Raw genomic sequence first — 17,922 nt, forward strand, 5'->3', positions numbered from 1 at the left:
GGCGATAAGCTGCACAGTTGCCAAAAAATATGGAGACTCTCAGGGCTATTAATCTCCCCCCTATGTTGGCAGCTAGGGAATAAAGCTGTACTGGTTCGTCGTGTCTGGCTGCCACGACCGTACGGGACGACAATAGCTCGAAAACGTACTCAGCCCTAGGTTCTTCTGAAGAACCTAGGGCTGAGTACGAGCAGTCAGCTTAGCTACGGTCTAGTTCGCGATGTGGAATCCAGGGATAGCCGCCGCTGCGCGGTCGTAAATGGCTTTGATAGGAACATACATGGTGAGTCCGTCTCCACCACCTGAGAGAATGCCGATAACGCCCTTAGTGTTGTAGACGGCGGAACCGGAGTCTCCGGAGATAGAGCGCAGCGTTGCCGAGCTGCCTCGGACAAAGCCGGGGATGATGGCGCCGCGCATGAAGGCCAACTGGTTGATCTGGGAGACCTTGCCGCAGCGGACACCAGACTTGGTGCCGTGGAAGCAGACCTTCGAACCGGGGTCTACCTGTCCGAGATAGGCGACGTGGGGGACGTCGTTCTGTCCAATGATGACATTCGGCAGAAGTTTGATGACGGCGTAGTCCGCTACCTGGAACTGAGAATTCCATACGTGGCCGATGAGCTTCTTCTTAAAATAGATGGGCTGGCCGATGAGCTCGCCCAGTTTGCCGTTGACACAGTGGCCGGCGGTGAGGAGGTATCGGTTACCGTGGGAGTCGCGGGCGGGAGCAGCTGCGGTGCACATCCCGGTAGCGACTACATAGTCTGTGTTGATGGTGTCCCCGGGCATGATGGTGATGGGTGTGGGGACGGCGTGGGCGGTAATGGGTGCTGCGATAATCGTGAGGGCGAGGGCGGCAGCAGATATGGCCTTAGCGGTGCGCATTGGGCCTCCTCTTTTCTGGGCGATACTGACCTATCTTATTTATGGTGCTGCGGTTGTTGGGTGGGGGAAAGATTCTGGAAAATGAAAATACAGCCACCTCTCGCATGGTGAGGTGGCTGATTTTCGCAAATAAGTCGAGGCGTGATTACTTGCCGAGCTTACGACGCTGAACGCGCGTACGACGAAGCAGCTTGCGGTGCTTCTTCTTCGACATGCGCTTGCGGCGCTTCTTAATCACTGATCCCATGGAGATCCCTCACTGTTCTGTATGGTCTTTGTGCTTATGGCGTACGGGGTGCGGTGAGAATCCTCGCAGCGTTCACCCTGAAAACCGTAGTTTTCGAGGAGTTCATACTCCCGTGGACTAGTAAAGCTTACCCCTACCAGCACGTCATGCGAAATTTCGTTGTTAGCCGACCTCGTAGAAAGAGGACTTCAGGTAGTCTTCGACGACCTGAGAATCGACTCGGAAGGAACGGCCGAAGCGAGCTGCCGGCAGTTCTCCGCTATGGACCATACGGTAGACGGTCATTTTGGACACGCGCATAATTTCCGCAACTTCGGCGACAGTAAGAAACTTGGGAGCTTCTCCACCTTGTGCGGTGAGCGCTTCATTAGCACCTTTCGATGCCATTACATACACCTCCAGCACGAGCTGTGCCACGAGCTTCCCCACTCGTGGACTAGTCACACACGTGCAGTAAGTAGCCTAACGTGTCTTGTGTGAAAAATGCGACACGAGTGGCCAATTCGATGAAAGTCCCCTCGTGTAGTTCTGGAAAAAGGCTGCAAAGGTCCTGGAAACCTGACCTGGAACGAGAAAAGCCTACCCCCAATCGGGGGTAGGCCGCATTTTTGTTGCCGCGCACTACATTTTCGGGCGCATCTCTTTAGACTTCTCGGCGACGGCATCCAGCACCTCGTAAATTGTGGACCGGAATCCACCATCCTCAAAAGCACGCAGCCCCGCCGCTGTCGTACCGCCCGGAGAGGTGACCGTCTCACGCAACTGGGCTGGGGTCTTTCCGCTCTCCTGCAACATCTTTGCAGAACCAGAAATAGTGCCAATAGTGAGCTCAGCAGCCACTGGGCGCGTTAAGCCCATCGCTACACCGGCATCAATCATGGCCTCCACCATAAGGAAGAAGTACGCCGGACCAGAGCCAGAAATAGCCGTCACCATATCCATATCAGCCTCAGGCACTTCCAAGACGGTTCCCACAGAACCAAGCAGTCCGCACACCTCCTCCACATGCTCTGGACGGGCATAGCGGCCAGCAGACACCGCACACACACCCTTCCCCACCAACATTGGGGTATTCGGCATCACTCGGATGACCGGCGAGCCCGCAGATAGCTGATTCTCGTAGTACACCGTAGGAATGCCGGCGGCGATAGACACCACGACAATCTCGTTCTCCAGGGTGGCAGTCGCATCCGCCAGCACCGCCAGCACCGTCTTCACATCCTTCGGCTTTACCGCCACAAAGACGTAGTCCGAGCTCTCCACCGCATCCTCAACATCCGTCGTGAGAATGTCGTAGCGCTCGCTAAGTTCGCTGGCACGCTCCGCATTGTTTTCACACACAATAATGTTGCGGGCCGCCAAACCACCGTTGATCATTCCAGCGACGAGGGCTTCACCCATCTGGCCGCCGCCAATTACAGCAATCCGAGTCATACCTCTAACAGTGCCATAACACGAGCCCTAATGCCACGAGTCCGTAGCCAGGAACAATGAGCTCGCTCCGGCACTCAGAAGGTTAACGAGGAACCAGTGCAATGGGGCCAATAGTGACGAAGAATGCCACCGCCCAGGTAAAAATAAGCACCCAAAATTCCTCCCGCCGACGCAGCAGACGCGCCGCAACCACCATCACCACCTGTACTGCCAAGGCAAGACCAAAGGTAAGAATATGAAGGGAGGGGCGACCCCACAGAATGCCGAAAAGCCAGAACAGGAAACCACCCGCCACTGCCGTAATGACGACCTGCCCGATCTGCAGGATACGATCCGCCGGTGTGATCTGTTCCTTATCGACATCCCGCTTCGTGAGGTTATGGAAGGCTGCACGCAGACGATTCTTCGCCCCCTGCTGCCGCACCGTGCCCTGCGCGGATGCAGCGGCCGGCTGGTTGACTGTCGTCCCAGACCTGTCAGCACGGGAGACACGGCGGCCACCCGCATGGCTAGCGCGATCGGTATGACCAGCATCGCCAACATGACCAGCATCATTAGCGTGACCGGTATGGCTAACACGGTCAGCCCAGCCAAAATGACTGGCATGATCGACTGTGCCATGGAGCTGTTGGTGTTCAGCTGTCGTGGGTCGCTCAACGCTGTGGTGAGAAGCGCTCATCCGCGCCTCCCACTCATCATCCAAGTTCCACTCTGTGGAATGTTCCGTCGGAGCAGGCTCCGCAGCCGTACGGGAATAGCGCCGGCGGCTTTCTTCAATCTCCCGCTCAAGTTCTTCGGCAGCGGCAGGGCCCAACGAGTCCATCCCCGCCGTAATGAAATACTGCTGCTCCACGTTGCTAGCAGGCGGATCCTCTAGTGTGGGGCGATCGAACCCCTGGGTATCGTCATCATTGAGAATCCAGCTCCGCCGAGGACGAGACGAGGCGGTCAACGGCATCGTGCCGGTAGCCTCGTCACAAGGCTCGCTCACCCGCCCGCCAGGTGATCCCACAGTTTCGCGCCCTGTACTGTCTCCCCGTGTGCCCCTAGGCATACGGGAGACATCCGGCCACGACATCAGTTCATCCGCAGCCGCCAGGTCGGCAGCACTCACCGTGTCGAGCGGCTGCGAGTACACGCCCGCCCGTGACCGATAGTCAGCAGACTGCCTATAATCCGTCACCCCATAGTCAGTAGAGCCATGGCGTGAGGAATTGTTGCCACCAAAATTACGCCCCGCCGCCGAACGAGACGATCCAGTGGACATACTGGTGCGGGACGGAGAGTGATCAACACGTTGCGGCTGGGCGCGTCGGGGCGGCATAACCGTCCCGGCGTCCCCCGTTGCAGCGGTGCTCACAGGCTCCTCCAAGGTAGCCTGACGCGCCCGCCGAGCAGACCGAGTTTCACCAGTATAACCACTAGTTTCTGGAGCCTGACGGGACATCCGCTCCAGCAATTCGGCAACCGTCACAGACCCATCGTCGTGCCCCCCGGAGGCGGGGGGTGACTGGTCATCAAACGATTGCGCCATAATCCCCTCTTCAGAACTGGTCGAATATCTACCAGCCTACCTACTAAGGGAGAATAGCCAAAGACTAATTCTCGAATTTATAGCCAAGGCCACGTACAGTCACAAGATGCACGGGAGAGGACGGATCCTCTTCTACTTTGGAACGCAAACGCTTGATATGAACGTCAAGCGTTTTGGTATCGCCCACATAGTCGGAGCCCCACACCCGATCAATGAGCTGCCCACGCGCCAACACCCGGCCCGCATTCCGCATGAGGTACTCCAGCAAGTGGAATTCCTTGAGCGGCAACTGTACTTCCTTCCCACGCACCAGCACCCGATGCGCATCCACTTCCATCACCACCGGGCCGGCGCTAATGGTCGTCTCCTCCGGCACTGGAGTATCAGCGGCACGCTGGCGGCGCAGCACCGCGTTAATGCGTGCGATCAGCTCACGGGATGAGTACGGCTTGGTGACGTAGTCGTCGGCACCAATCTCCAGGCCCACCACTTTGTCGATTTCGGCGTCGCGCGCCGTTACCATAATGATGGGAACATCCGAGATTGCCCGCAGTTCCTTGCAGACATCCGTACCCGACTTACCGGGCAGCATGAGGTCGAGTAGCACGAGGTCCGGCTGGACACGCGCAAACTTATTGAGGGCAGTCACACCATCGCCCACGATGTCGACATCGAAGCCCTCCCGCTGCAGCAAGAAACCCAGTGGCTCAGCCAACGACATCTCATCTTCCACGATCATGATGCGGCTCATTTATGCGTTCTCCTCTGTTGAAATAACGGCGGACAGCTCGTGGGTCTCTGCAGGCAGGAACCCCAACGTAAACGTCGACCCGACACCCGGCTTGGACCACACCGTCACCGCACCGCCCATATTGAGGGCAATCTGCTTGACGATGGCAAGACCCAATCCGGTACCACCACGCCCGCGAGAACGGGCCTTGTCGACACGGTAGAAACGTTCAAAAATGCGATTAATGTGCTTGGGGGAAATACCCACGCCCTTATCCGTCACCTGCACCACATAGAGTTCTTGCTCGTCCCGCAGGGCATGGTTGAGGGCCATATAGGCGTTCGGGCTGGACATACGTTCCCGCAGTGTCTCCACCAGCATGCGCTCTCGGGAAACCACCACTTGTTTGCCCCCATCGGAGTAGAGGATGGCGTTCTCAATAAGGTTGTGCAGCGCCATCACCAGCAATGTGCGGTCCCCCCACACCAGCAAGCCTTCATGCGTGTCCAGACGCACGGTCACATCGTACTTGTCCTGCGAATGGCGGGAGCGGGAGAGCGCCTCCGCCACGACCGCATCCAGCTCGATGACCTCCGGATCAGGAAGCTTCTCAGCGCCCTGGAGGCGTGACAGCTCCATGAGCTCCGAGATGAGCTGGGACAACCGCATCGACTCGGTGTGCAGCTTGGTGGCGAAATAGTCCACCTGGGCAGGGTCAGACACATCGGTGAGCAAAGCCTCGGCAAGGAGGGAAATGGCCCCCACCGGAGTTTTCAATTCATGGGAGACGTTGGCGACGAAATCCCGACGGGTCTTCTCCAAGCGGGCTTCCTCAGTGGCGTCAATGCAGTAGATCACCACAAACTGGGAGTCCTCCTCCACCAGCGGCTTCATGATGATGAGAAGCGACTCGACTGGTTTGGCAATGCGGTAGAAGGTTTTTGGCTGCAGGTGGAAGGTGACGGGTTCCCGGCTGGAGAACACCTGCTCCACCGTAGACCAGAGTTTCTCGTGAATATGCCGGTCCGCCACGATGCCGAGAAGGTGCGCCTGCTCGTTCATGAGGACGACGTCTTGCATACGATCCACGAGGGCTACGCCGAAGGGCGCGGAGGCAGAGATACGACGGAGCGCTTCGAGCTCGCTGATGCCGGTGTCATCATGGTGGTCGGCTTGGGCGGGGCGCTCGAGAAGATGGGTACCCAGTCGGTGGCAGAAGGCGCCAAGCAGAACGCCCAGGATGAATGTCACCAGGGCGACTAAGGGCAGATACTCGGCCTTCACCCCTCCTATGGTACGGAATGGTGGAGACCCTGGCCGAACCGATCACCCGCGGATTTCGCCCAAAATCCATGTTTTTCGGGGTATTTCAGCATGCCGTCGCTAATAATTCACCTTGCTGTAAACATCTTTGGATGGGGAGGAGAAGGTTCAGAGCTGACGAAAAACGGGAGACACCTCACCGAAAGGTGGGCGTCTCCCGTTTTTGAGAAGTGCTGAAAAGCTCTTACTTGTTGCCCTGGGCGGCCACAGCGGCAGCACCAGCAGCAGCAGCCTCAGGATCGAGGTAATCGCCGCCGGGGTTGGTGACCTTCAATTCGCCGTCAACCAGCTCGAAGTTGTACACCAGCGGAATACCGGTGGGGATGTTGAGCTCGGCGATGTCCTCGTCAGAGATAGTGTCGAGGTACTTCACCATGGCGCGCAGGGAGTTACCGTGGGCGGCAACCAGGACGGTCTTGCCGGCCTTGAGGTCCTGCTCGATGCTCTCGTGGTAGTAGGGAACCAGGCGGTTAACGACGTCCAGCAGGCACTCGGTGAGGGGAACCTCGTCGAGGTCGGCGTAGCGGGGGTCACCAGTCTGGGAGTATTCGTTGTCGGGATCAATAGCCGGCGGCGGGGTGTCGTAGGAACGACGCCACAGCATGAACTGCTCGTCGCCGAATTCCTTCTTGATCTCTGCCTTGTTGAGGCCCTGCAGCTTACCGTAATGACGCTCGTTCAGACGCCAGTCGCGCACGACGGGAATCCAGTGGCGGTCAGCGGCATCCAGCGCAATCTGTGCGGTCTGGATAGCACGACGCAGGAGGGAGGTGTAGAGGACGTCCGGCAGCACGTTCTTCTCAACGAGAAGCTCGCCGCCGCGCTTTGCTTCAGCTTCGCCCTTTTCAGTAAGACGAACATCCACCCAACCAGTGAACTGGTTGGAGGCGTTCCACTCGGACTGGCCGTGACGAAGCAGGATCAGGGTTCCAGGTGTATTTTCAGCCATACCCTTATTCTGCCTTGTAAACGCCCTATTGTAAAAGATGGAGCTGTCTGCCCTAGTGGGAAAAGCGCACTGGATAAGAGTGGGTAAACAATCATCCAACCCGTCGCATTGTCACACTCCTCCGCTGCCCCGCCACATCCCTCGCTAGGACGGCGAGTAATAGTTATCGCGCGCCCGTCGGTAGCAGTCGACGAGCTTCGAGGCCGTCCGCGACCAGGAGAAATTGGCGGCATGCCGGGGCGCAGAAATAGCCAGACCAATGCGCAGGGCATCGTCATCCAGCACCTTCCCCAGCACATCAGCCCATCGCAGCGGATCATGACCGTCCACCAGCAGACCACTCACGCCGTCATCAACCGCCAGCGGCAAACCGCCCACATTGGTGGCCACCACCGCCGTACCGCAGGCCTGCGACTCCAACGCCACCAGCCCAAAGGACTCGTTATAGCTGGGAACCGCCACCACATCTGCCGACCGAAACACCTGCACGAGCTTCTCTGGGGGCATCGGTCGGAAGAACTTCACATGGGCGGCAATACCCAACCGTGCCACCTGTTCCTGCAGCACCGTGGGAGCATCCAACCCGGAACCGGAGGGGCCACCCACAATAACAATGGTGAGGTGACGGTCGGGGCGGCGCCGCAACAGCTCCGCTGCGGCATCGATGAGCACATCGGGGGCTTTCAACTTTTGGATACGCCCCACGAAAGCAATAATCTGGTCCTCCTGCGGCAGCCCCAACTGGCGGCGCGCCGCCTCCGTCGCCCCGGGACCGCCCGGCGAAAACAAACTGAGGTCCGCCCCCGGCGGAATTACATCAATACGCTGAGCTCGCGCCCCCAACAGCTGCGCCAGCTCCTCCTTTTCCGCCGGCGTATTAGCGGTAAGGCGGGTCGCGTTGGCGGCGATAGCGTGTTCGGCGTCTAACCTGTTCTGTGGCTCCGGGGTATCCCCCGCCGCCAAACTGATATTCTTGACCGCCGCCACCGTATGGAAGGTGTGGACTAGTGGCACCTGCCAGCGGCGCGAGGCCATCATGCCGACCTGGCCAGACAGCCAGTAATGGGAATGGATGAGGTCAAAGTAGCCGCGCTCGTGGCGGGCTTCCACCTGCATCACCCCATGGGCGAAGGAGCACAGCTCGTGGGGAAGGTCGTATTTATCGAGGCCTTCCAGCGGCCCGGCTAACACATGGCGCACCCGAACGCCCGGCTCTTCTTCCTCCATAGGGTCGCGGGAGGATTCGGTGGCGCGAGTGAATATCTCCACCTCGATACCGCGGCGGGCGAGCTGACGGGCGGTCTGCAGGACGAAAACGTTCATGCCTCCGGCATCACCGGTTCCCGGCTGCGCGAGGGGAGAGGTGTGCATGGAGAGGAGGGCCACACGGCGTAGCAGGGGGCTGCGAACGCTGGAGGGGGCAGAGGACATACTCATATTCAACACCTGATGGGAGAAGCCGTCCATGCTCTCGCGACGCTCCCGGGATGATTCCCAGCGAAAAATTACGGCAACAAGGAAAAAATGCCGTAACCAGGGGTCACGCGCATTTACTAGGAAGTAACTCGTTTTCGCAGGTGGTAATACTTGGGCTATTTGAATAGAGGTGGATTACCCTATTAACCATGAGTTCACCACTACCGCCTAACGGGGAACCCACCGATCGTCAAAAGGTCTGGTGCGGTAACTACGAAGACGGCGTTCCTGCACGCCTAGAGGTAGCCACCCGCACCATGGTCGACATGTTCGAATCCAGCGTGTGGCACTGGGCTGCTAACGATGCTCTGGAATTCTTCGGCGAAAAGACCACGTACGCAGAATTGTCAGAATACGTTGAACGGTGCGCTGAGGGCCTTCGCCGTATGGGTGTCAGCAAGGGTGACCGCGTAGCTGTTTTGCTCCCGAACTGTCCGCAGGCCATCATTGCCTTCTATGGCATCCTGCGTCTTGGCGCCGTTGTCGTCGAGCACAACCCCCTATATACCGAACACGAACTAGCCCAACCGTTCTACGACCACGGTGCACGTGTCGCCATCTGCTGGGACAAGATCGCCCCGAAGATTGTGAAACTGCGTCGAACGAGTGATCTAGAAAATGTCGTCTCCGTCGACATCACCAAATCTCTACCCAAGAAACTCCAGTTCATTCTTCGTCTCCCTCTGAAGAGGACTCAGGAATTACGGGATTCCCTGTCCAGCCCTGCCCGCCACACCTTCCCGTGGGAGCGCCTGCTGGACCATCCGCGTATCTCCGTCGAGCACCCACGCCCCGGCATGGACGATCCGGCGCTCATGCTCTACACCTCCGGTACCACCGGCGCCCCAAAGGGTGCCGTACTGACCCATTTCAACCTCTCTTCCGAGTTTGAAATGGCTCGCGCCTGGATAAATAACGCCATCCCCGGCAAAGAAATCGTGCTAGTCTCGCTACCGCTCTTCCACGCCTACGGCATGCTCGCCAGCAACATCTTGGGTGTGGGTATCGGCGCGAAGCTCGTGCTCCTCCCCCGCCCGGACATCGACCTTATCATGAAGCAATTCAAGAAAGAGGTCCCCACCTTCGTTCCCGCCGTCCCACCGCTCTACCAGCGCATTCTGGAAGAGTCGAAGAAGCGCGGCATCTCTATTCACGGTGTCCGCCTAGCCTTTTCCGGCGCCATGACACTCCCCGCCGAACTGGTGGAACAGTGGGAAGCCGCCACCGGCGGCGTCATCTCCGAAGGCTATGGTCTCACGGAAACCTCCCCCGTTATTGCCGGTAACCCGATGAGCCGCACGCTCCGCCAACCCGGCTCTGTCGGCGTTCCCTTCCCCGAAACCGAGATCCGCATTGTCGACATCGAGGACGGGGTAACCGAGCTTGGCTTCAACCAACCGGGTGAGCTAGTGGTGCGGGGACCGCAGGTGTTCTCCGGCTACTACCACATGCCCGAAGCCACCGCCGAAGCAATGCGGGGCGGCTGGTTCCACACTGGTGACGTCGCCGTCATGGATAAGAACGGCTACATCACCATCGTCGACCGCCTCAAGGAAATGATCATCACCGGCGGCTTCAACGTCTACCCCTCCGAGGTGGAAGAAGCTCTCGCGGAGCACCCCTCCGTGGCCGAATGCACCGTAGTGGGCGTCCGTAACCGACGCGGTGGCGAAATGGTGGCCGCCGCAGTGGTGCTGGAACACGGTGCCCGCCTCAACGAAGAGGCACTGCGCGACCACTGCCGCGAATCCCTCACCCGCTACAAGGTGCCGAAGCGCATCGTCGCGATGGAAGAAATCCCCAAGAACGTCATGGGCAAAGTGCTCCGCAAGGAAGCCTCCAAGCTGGTGCAGGCCTTCATTGATGAGCACCCCACCCCCATCGTTCCGGCTAAAGAACTCCGCGAAACAGAAGATCTGAAGTAGGACACAGTAGGACAATGTCTGACGCTCCCCGCAAGATCGCGGTGGTCACCGGTGCTTCCTCCGGTATCGGTGCCGCCACTGCGCGCCGCCTCGCTGCTGACGGCTACCAGGTAGTGCTGGCGGCCCGCCGACTCGACCGCCTCCGGGACCTCGCCGCCGAGATTGACGGGGTGGCCGTACCGTGCGACATCACCAACCAGGCTGACGTCGACGCCCTGGCCGCCCAGTTCCCCACCATCCACGTACTGGTGAACAATGCGGGCGGCGCCCACGGCAAAACCACTGTGTTGGAGTCTGATGAAGGCCAATGGCGCACCATGTGGGAAACCAACGTCCTGGGCACCATGCGGGTGTGCCGAGCGCTGATACCGGCCCTCATCGCCTCCGGTGACGGCCTCATCGTCACCATCACCTCGGTGGCCGCTTTTGAAACCTACGAAGGTGGCTCCGGCTACACCTCCGCCAAACATGCCGAGTCCGCCCTGGCGATGACGCTCCGCAAGGAACTGCTAGGCGAGCCGGTGCGCCTGACAGAGATTCAGCCTGGGCTGGTGGAAACCGAGTTCTCACTGGTACGTTTCGGCGGCGATCAAGCGGCCGCTGATGCTGTCTACCAGGGGATGACGCCGCTGCAGGCAGACGATATTGCCCGCACCATTTCCTTCGTAGCGGCACAGCCCTCGCACGTTAACCTGGATACTATCCTCATTCGCGCCCGCGACCAGTACGACAACGACCACGTGCTACGCCGCCGCTAGTGGCGGTGACGACCGCATTGCAACCACTGGGTAGCGACATCACGGTGTTGTGGAGACGGAAACGATAGCGGAACAACCTCGCTGACCGGGTAGCAGAAGCCCTACTCTCGACCTCGCTCATCGAACCTCGTTAGTCCAGGGGCGGGATGCTGCAGCCCACCAAAATAGGCTCTGGCACCAACTCCACCCCACAGCGCTCCCACACCCCATCACGGACCCTCCGCGCCACCTCCAGAAGCTCCGCCGTCGACGCAGAACCACGGTTGGTGAGAGCCAGGGTGTGGCGAGTACTCAACGACGCTGGATGACCCTCCCCGGGAAACCCCTTCGAGAACCCGGCTTGGTCGATAAGCCAAGCGGCGGACAGCTTCACCCCACCCTGCCCAGGGAACTTGGGCATCACATCCGTATCCATACCGGCCGCTGAAATCTGTTCTAGAACACCGGAAAACATGCTTTCGCAAATGACAGGGTTGGTAAAAAACGAGCCCGTGGAGAAGGTATCCGGATCGGGTACAAAGTGCCCAGCTGGCGACTCCACCCACACCCCAGACGCGGACGGTTCCCCAAAACCCGTCGCCCGCACCCCAGAACCGCACACGACCATGCCCTTACCCCGACGTAGGTCCAGCACCTTCTCCCGCGCCTGTTCCACCGGCACGCGATCCAATGGCTGACAGCCCAAACAGCGAGCCAACTCCCGGTAGCGTATCGGCGCCGACAACCCATCCCGCCGCAGCCGCAACTCCACCGCCGTCACCACCGCACGATGCGTAAACTTCAAATTCGAATACCGGTACGCCAACCCCAGCTGATCCGCCGTCTCCCAGGTAATCTCCCCCGTCACCCGGTCCACCAACTGCACACGCTGCAGCACCGACTCCATCTCTACCCCATAGGCCCCCACATTCTGCACCGGCGTCGCCCCCACCTGGCCCGGAATACCCGACAGGCACTCCACGCCGCCCCACCCCCGGGCCACCGTCTCCGCCACACACTCATCCCAGTTGAGCCCCGCCGGCACCTGCACCGTCACCGAACTCTCCGACTCCCGCACCACCTGCAGATGGTCCCCCTCCCCCACCGTCTGGCGCAGCAACACCACCTCATGGCGTAGCACCCCGGTGGACTCGTCACCCACCACAAGATTCGATCCCCCACCCACCACAAACAGTGGCACATCCCAACGCAGCGCGGCACGCACCACCGCACTCACCTGCGCAGCAGAGGAACACGTCACCATCCCCCGTGCTGGCGCACCCAGCTGGGACGTAGTGTAGTCCGCAAACCGGGCCTGCAGCGACACCTGCACCCCTGCCGACCGTGCTGACTCCCAGAACCCGGCGAGTGCGGCAGCAGAAACAGCAGCAGAGGCAGCAGCCCCACAAGACGCCAACTCGCTGGCGTGACCCGGCAACGTAGTGTGATCGCTGTTCATGCCCTCAGGATACCCGCTCACGAGGCGAATCCCGGTAGGCTCTCTAGTATGCGAGCAGCCGACGCACGGGTTGCCGGAATTCCCACCACAATCCCCCGCACCCCACCCAATCATGCCCTGGGCACCATCACCCGGGGCACAACCGGCGTCAACCGACTCCGCAAATGCGACCGCTGGATGAGCCACCACCCGACCATCCGTGCCGCCCTCCACAGCACTCCCCAACCACTCGCCATCGACCTCGGCTACGGTGCCGCCCCCTGGACCACCGTTGAAATGGCCACCCGCCTCCGCACCCACGTCACCCCCCGGTTGGAGGTTGTTGGCCTCGAGATTGATCCTGCCCGCATCTTCCCCGCCCAACACGGAGTCCGCTTCGAAGAAGGCGGCTTCGAACTCTCCCACTACCGCCCACAGCTCGTCCGCGCCTTCAACGTGCTCCGCCAATACACCGAAGAAGAAGTCGGCAACGCCTGGCGCATCATGCAATCCCGCCTCGCCCCTGACGGCGTCATTGTGGAAGGCACCTGCAATGAAGTGGGACAACGCGCCGCCTGGGTGCTCCTCGACCAAGAGCGCCCCCTCAGCCTCACCCTCGCCTGGTCCCCCCACGCCGTCACCACCCCCTCCGAAGTAGCAGAACGGCTCCCCAAAGCTCTCATTCACCGCAACGTACCCGGCGAGAAAATCTACGACCTACTCCAAGCTGCTGACAACGCTTGGGCAGCCACCGCCGGCTACGCAACCTTCGGCCCCCTCGACCGCTGGCGCCGCGCCAAGGAAATGCTCCGCACAGACGGCTGGCCTGTCGACCGGCAACGCCGCAAACTCTACGATTGCCTCCTCACCGTTCCGTGGGACGCCGTTGCTCCCTCATAGGTGTTGCACCCGCAGAATGTGTTCCCGCCCGCGGAATTCTCCGCTCCCGAGGTATCGCACTAAAGCAGTGGCGCGGATGCCCCTACACCTGGAACAATGAACGCATGACCGCACCTGGAACCACCCAAGGACAGCTACCAAGCCGCCGCCGGGCCGCCATCCCCCTCATCATCATTTTTCTCTTCACTATCCTGCTGATCTGCCTGGGCATCGAACTCTACACACGCCACAGCATCGGCAACCAGGTCGCGGACTCTATCTCCGCCGAAGTCAACAAAAACTGCACGGAGAACCCCCGCGACGAACAAAGCTGTACCACTGTGGGAGTTCCCGTCCGCACCTCTTTCGGCTCCACCCCCATCCTCTTCGGTCTCTCCTCCAAGACCCTCCCGCAGATTAACGTACGCATTGGGCCCCTGCCCCCCGCCGACCTCCGTGTGGGCACAGTGGTGGAATTCGATGCCAAGGACATCGACTACTCCGACTCCAACAACCTGCACTTCGGCAGCGCCCACGCCACCCTCGCCATCCCCTCACAGGCACTCCACAACATCATCACTGACGAGATGAAACAGCAGGGTGGAGCACTCGCTGGGGCCCTCAAGGTCACCAAAGTCACCTACCACCCAGATTCCAGCACCATTGGGCTCCAGCTCAACAATGGCCTGGCGGACCTCACCATCGCCCCCAAGGTGCGTGATGGCCAATTCGTGTTCGAACTGAAAGACGCCTCCGTGGTCGGCTTCCGCCACCAAGCACTACTCAATGGTCTGCGCACCATCATCCCCGAACTCTCCAGCACATACCTTGACCTGCTTCCCCCCGGATTCACGGCAGAATCAGTGACGGTGCACGGGGAGTCCATTGACGTGGAACTGAAGGGCACCAACTTCACCTCCCAGGATCTGGCGCAGGCAGGCCAAACGCAGCGTTCCAGCCGCTAGCGTGGCAGAGGAGCAAACGGCTGCTCGTTGGGCATACCGGCTAGCAGCGCTGCAGCTTCCTCCTGAGAACACCCCAACTGGGTTGCCCCCGCCGCCATCAACTCCAACGCCTGCGCGGCCGTCGACACTCCACCCATCGCCTTAATTCCCAACTGGCCACCGATACTCTCCGCCATAGCACGCACCGCCTGCACGGACGTGCCACCACCCGCCGGGTGCAGGCCAGTACCCGTCACAACCATATCTGCACCCACCGCCAGCGCAATCTGGCAGCAGCGGGCAATCCGGTCCAGCCCATCCGGCAACGTCAACAGATAGGGCGTCTCCACCACGATCTGCAGGGTGACGGGGGCAGGCGCCGCCTCCCGCACCGTCACCAGATCCGCCATCAGCGCATTCCATTCCCCCGCTACGATGGCTCCCAGATCTGCCACCACGCACACTTCAGTAGCTCCCTGGTCTACCGCTAAGCGTGCCGAGAACGCTTTAGACAAGCTGTCATCCGCCCCCAGCGGGTAGCTCACCAGGGCACCCATCGGCAGCTGTGCTTGCGCCTGCGGCAACCTCCCCGACAGCACATAGCAGGCATTCAACCCCCACTCCCCTGCCTGCTCCACCAGCTCTGTCACCTGCGCAACAGTAACCTCGGAGGTCGTCACCATCAGATCAATAAACGCCGCCAACTCGTGGCGATTGGCAGGCAAGTCAGCATTGGCATTGGCAAATGTCATAGTTCCAGGCTACCCGCTAGAATGTGGCACATGATTGTGAACGACCAGAAGCCTGCCGTCTCCGGCAACGAACACCGCTATGTTCTCACCCTAGACTGCCCCGACCGCGTCGGCATCGTCGCCGAAATCTCCAAGTTCCTGGCAGATATGGGTGGATGGATTCTGGAAGCCGCCTACCACGCTGACCCCATCTCCGGCTGGTTCCACACCCGCCAAGCTGTCCTCGCCAGCTCCGTCGACATGAGCTTCGAGGAACTCCAGGAACGCTGGCGTGACATGGCTACCCACCTCGGCCCCGACGCCAACGCACAGGTTACCGACACCGCTCGCCTGAAGCGCGGTGTCATCCTCGTCTCCAAGCAGGGCCACTGTCTACATGACCTCATGGGCCGCATTCACCACGGCGACTACCCCATGGATGTTGCCTGCATCGTCTCCAACCACCCCGACATGCAGCCCGTTGCCGACTACTATGGGATCCCCTACCACTACGTTCCCTTCGCCCCCGGTGAACAGGGCAAGCGCGAAGCCTTCGACAAGATCGCCACAATTGTCGATGCGGAAGAACCGGACGTTATTGTGCTCGCCCGCTTCATGCAGATTCTCCCCCCTGACCTGTGTGAGCGGTGGGACGGCCGCTGCATCAATATCCACCACAGCTTCCTACCGTCCTTTATGGGTGCTCGCCCCTACGCCCAGGCCTACAAGCGTGGTGTGAAACTCGTAGGTGCCACTTGCCACTTCGTCACCAGTGACCTCGATAATGGGCCCATCATCGAACAGGATGTGCAGCGTGTCAGCCACGCCGACACAGAAAAGGATATGGTGCGGAAAGGCCGCGATATTGAGCAGCTCGTGCTTGCCCGCGGACTGCGCTGGTTCCTGGAAGACCGGGTGCAGGTCCACAACCACCGCACCGTCATCTTCGGGTCCTAGCAGTCTGTCCTAGCGGGCCCAGTTCTCGCCGTAGCCGTCCTGGGAAAAGCCCAGCAGATCATCCATCTCGGTACGCTTCGACCCCCAATACACGCCAACGATCACCCAGCCGATAATCACCAGTGTCACCATGCTGTAGCCCAGCGAAAAGACGTTCCAGAACATCACCATCGCGGACACCACCAGCATGGCCACCCACCCAGTCTTAGACACTCGGCCCGTCAGCTCAAAGGCATCCGACCGCATTCGTGCCGCATGTACCACCGAGCGGATAGCGTAGACGCCGCCGATAAGCGCCAACACCGCTACCGCCAACATTTCCACAGGAACAGACAAGACGTAGTGGGTAAACGTCGGCATGGCTTACACTCCCAAAACAAAGAAAGCGATGGTGTAAATTAGTAGGCCGGCCAAAGCGCCCACAATCGTGCCGTTCATCCGGATGAACTGCAGGTCTTTACCAACCAACACCTCGATTTTATCGGAGGCCTCCGCTGCATCCCAGCGTTCCACCGTGTCAGAAATAATGCCGGTGATCTCCGGGGCGTAGTTCGAGGCCACATGCTTTGCTGCTGCCACCACCCGCTCAGTAATGACCTCCTGTACCTTCTCACTAGTCGCCATAGAGTGGCCCATCGTCATAACCATCTGGTGGGCCTTGCGGCGCAGCAGACTATTCGGGTCAGCACTGGTGTGGAGCAGAAACTCCTTAGCGTTCTCCCACGTCTTCTCCGTCATCGACGAGGTCGCTTCCTTAGCCAGAATGTTCTGTTTGATCTCCTCCACCTTCTCTATGGTCTTGGGATCATTCTGCAGATCATTCGCCATCTCGTACAGCCACCGCTTCGCAGCGAGACGCGCCTCATGATTCGGCTGCCGCGACACCTTGGACGTCCAATCCACCAGCTCGCGGTGAATACGAGCCCCCACCAGATCCTGCAGGATCTGCGGCGCCCAGGCGGGGCTATCGCGGTTCACAATGCGGTCGACTGTCGGCCCCGCATTCACTGCCCACTGGAACGCTTTCTCAGAGAGGAACTGGATAGCCGGCTCTTCCTTCTCAGAATCCAGCAGCTTTTGCACGTACTCGCCCAGTTCTGGCGCAAGCACCCGGTCACCAATCTGGTGGTCGATGGTGCGATCAATGAGCTCCAACATTTCCTTGTCGTCAACAACATCCATAATGCCTTTGACGGCCGTGCCGAGCTCCCCAGAAACCTTGGCCGCATTCTCCGGTTCCTGCAGCCACTGTCCCACGCGTTTCGGCAGCTGGGCGGATTCGATCTTTTCCCCCACCAGCTCGGGGTTCAAGAAGTTGTCCGCTACGAAGGTGGCCATGCTGGTCCCCAGTTTGTCCTTCTGCTCACGAATGATGGCGGTGTGGGGGATGGGGATTTTTAGCGGGTGGCGGAAGAGGGCTGTCACCGCGAACCAGTCAGCCAGGCCACCAACCATGCCGGCTTCGGCGGCTGCCCGCAAGAAGCCCAACCACACCCAGTCGTAGTAACGCTGCAGAATATGGCAAGTAATGAAGATAATGGCCGCCACGATCAGCATGGAGGTGGCAATGATACGCATCTTCCGCAGTTCGGCACGTTTAATGCGCGCCTGTTCGGGTTCAATGTCGGGGAGCGGGAGGGGCTCTTTCTTCACGGGGCTGATATTTGCTGGAGCAGTCACTCTTCGATTCTGCCCCAAAATCCGTATTTTGGCAGCTCGCTGAGAAGTAA

At 59.9% G+C, this 17,922-nt stretch carries 18 protein-coding genes; 5 read left to right on the top strand and 13 right to left on the bottom strand.

From position 1 onward, the window contains the following. Window positions 1-210 precede the first annotated feature (210 nt). The 9 genes from IY73_RS03110 to mshA all read right to left on the bottom strand — a co-directional run bounded on the left by IY73_RS03110 (window position 211) and on the right by mshA (window position 8,542). Entirely contained in the window at window positions 211-888 is a 678-nt protein-coding gene (locus IY73_RS03110) for a S1 family peptidase (protein WP_053961792.1), read from the bottom strand. Window positions 889-1,033: 145 nt separating this feature from the next. Continuing rightward, window positions 1,034-1,135, bottom strand: a complete 102-nt coding sequence (locus tag IY73_RS08060; RefSeq protein WP_003402602.1) for a 30S ribosomal protein bS22 — start codon at window positions 1,133-1,135, stop codon at window positions 1,034-1,036. 162 nt (window positions 1,136-1,297) lie between these two features. Next, on the bottom strand, window positions 1,298-1,522 hold the full coding sequence (locus tag IY73_RS03115; RefSeq protein ID WP_053962673.1) for a helix-turn-helix domain-containing protein: 225 nt from the start codon (window positions 1,520-1,522) through the stop codon (window positions 1,298-1,300). A 234-nt stretch (window positions 1,523-1,756) separates the two neighbouring features. After that, window positions 1,757-2,569 carry a pyrroline-5-carboxylate reductase gene (gene proC, locus IY73_RS03120; protein ID WP_053961793.1) on the bottom strand — a complete coding sequence of 271 codons (813 nt, stop codon included), beginning with the start codon at window positions 2,567-2,569 and terminating at the stop codon, window positions 1,757-1,759. Window positions 2,570-2,651: 82 nt separating this feature from the next. Then, window positions 2,652-4,103 (bottom strand): hypothetical protein, encoded by a 1,452-nt coding sequence (locus IY73_RS08295; RefSeq protein WP_148417510.1) that lies wholly within the window; start codon window positions 4,101-4,103, stop codon window positions 2,652-2,654. Window positions 4,104-4,167: 64 nt separating this feature from the next. Next, complete coding sequence (locus tag IY73_RS03130; protein ID WP_053961795.1) at window positions 4,168-4,854, bottom strand: response regulator transcription factor; 687 nt, start codon at window positions 4,852-4,854, stop codon at window positions 4,168-4,170. Next, complete coding sequence (locus IY73_RS03135) at window positions 4,855-6,117, bottom strand: sensor histidine kinase (protein ID WP_053961796.1); 1,263 nt, start codon at window positions 6,115-6,117, stop codon at window positions 4,855-4,857. Window positions 6,118-6,340: 223 nt separating this feature from the next. Further along, complete coding sequence (locus tag IY73_RS03140) at window positions 6,341-7,105, bottom strand: phosphoglyceromutase (RefSeq protein WP_053961797.1); 765 nt, start codon at window positions 7,103-7,105, stop codon at window positions 6,341-6,343. 144 nt (window positions 7,106-7,249) lie between these two features. Then, window positions 7,250-8,542, bottom strand: a complete 1,293-nt coding sequence (gene mshA, locus IY73_RS03145) for a D-inositol-3-phosphate glycosyltransferase (protein ID WP_237025134.1) — start codon at window positions 8,540-8,542, stop codon at window positions 7,250-7,252. Window positions 8,543-8,730: 188 nt separating this feature from the next. On the opposite strand from mshA, the gene IY73_RS03150 reads away from it, so the two are divergent. Both IY73_RS03150 and IY73_RS03155 read left to right on the top strand, forming a co-directional pair. Next, window positions 8,731-10,506, top strand: coding sequence for a long-chain-fatty-acid--CoA ligase (locus tag IY73_RS03150; protein ID WP_063665745.1), 1,776 nt, complete (start codon window positions 8,731-8,733; stop codon window positions 10,504-10,506). Between the two features lie 14 nt (window positions 10,507-10,520). Then, entirely contained in the window at window positions 10,521-11,264 is a 744-nt protein-coding gene (locus tag IY73_RS03155; protein ID WP_053961799.1) for an SDR family oxidoreductase, read from the top strand. 130 nt (window positions 11,265-11,394) lie between these two features. On the opposite strand, the gene IY73_RS03160 is transcribed toward IY73_RS03155, so the two are convergent. Continuing rightward, the gene (locus IY73_RS03160) at window positions 11,395-12,702 is read right to left on the bottom strand and encodes a UDP-N-acetylmuramate dehydrogenase (protein ID WP_082345358.1); all 1,308 of its coding nucleotides are present in this window, start codon (window positions 12,700-12,702) and stop codon (window positions 11,395-11,397) included. A gap of 48 nt (window positions 12,703-12,750) precedes the next feature. Here IY73_RS03160 and IY73_RS03165 point away from each other — a divergent pair, with 48 nt between their 5' ends. Next, complete coding sequence (locus tag IY73_RS03165) at window positions 12,751-13,581, top strand: class I SAM-dependent methyltransferase (RefSeq protein ID WP_237023758.1); 831 nt, start codon at window positions 12,751-12,753, stop codon at window positions 13,579-13,581. 104 nt (window positions 13,582-13,685) lie between these two features. Then, window positions 13,686-14,525 (top strand): hypothetical protein, encoded by an 840-nt coding sequence (locus tag IY73_RS03170; protein WP_053961800.1) that lies wholly within the window; start codon window positions 13,686-13,688, stop codon window positions 14,523-14,525. Here the strand turns inward: IY73_RS03170 and deoC are convergent. Beyond that, window positions 14,522-15,256, bottom strand: coding sequence for a 2-deoxyribose-5-phosphate aldolase (gene deoC, locus IY73_RS03175; protein WP_053961801.1), 735 nt, complete (start codon window positions 15,254-15,256; stop codon window positions 14,522-14,524). The genes IY73_RS03170 and deoC overlap by 4 nt on opposite strands. 30 nt (window positions 15,257-15,286) lie before the next feature. Between deoC and purU the strand changes: the two genes are divergently transcribed. Continuing rightward, window positions 15,287-16,192 (top strand): formyltetrahydrofolate deformylase, encoded by a 906-nt coding sequence (gene purU / locus IY73_RS03180; RefSeq protein WP_053961802.1) that lies wholly within the window; start codon window positions 15,287-15,289, stop codon window positions 16,190-16,192. Window positions 16,193-16,201: 9 nt separating this feature from the next. On the opposite strand, the gene IY73_RS03185 is transcribed toward purU, so the two are convergent. Further along, the gene (locus IY73_RS03185; RefSeq protein ID WP_053961803.1) at window positions 16,202-16,552 is read right to left on the bottom strand and encodes a DUF2516 family protein; all 351 of its coding nucleotides are present in this window, start codon (window positions 16,550-16,552) and stop codon (window positions 16,202-16,204) included. Between the two features lie 3 nt (window positions 16,553-16,555). Further along, on the bottom strand, window positions 16,556-17,872 hold the full coding sequence (locus IY73_RS03190) for a DUF445 domain-containing protein (RefSeq protein ID WP_053978816.1): 1,317 nt from the start codon (window positions 17,870-17,872) through the stop codon (window positions 16,556-16,558). Window positions 17,873-17,922 lie beyond the last annotated feature (50 nt).

It is taken from the genome of Lawsonella clevelandensis (genome assembly GCF_001293125.1).
GTDB classification, from domain to species: Bacteria; Actinomycetota; Actinomycetes; order Mycobacteriales; family Mycobacteriaceae; genus Lawsonella; species Lawsonella clevelandensis.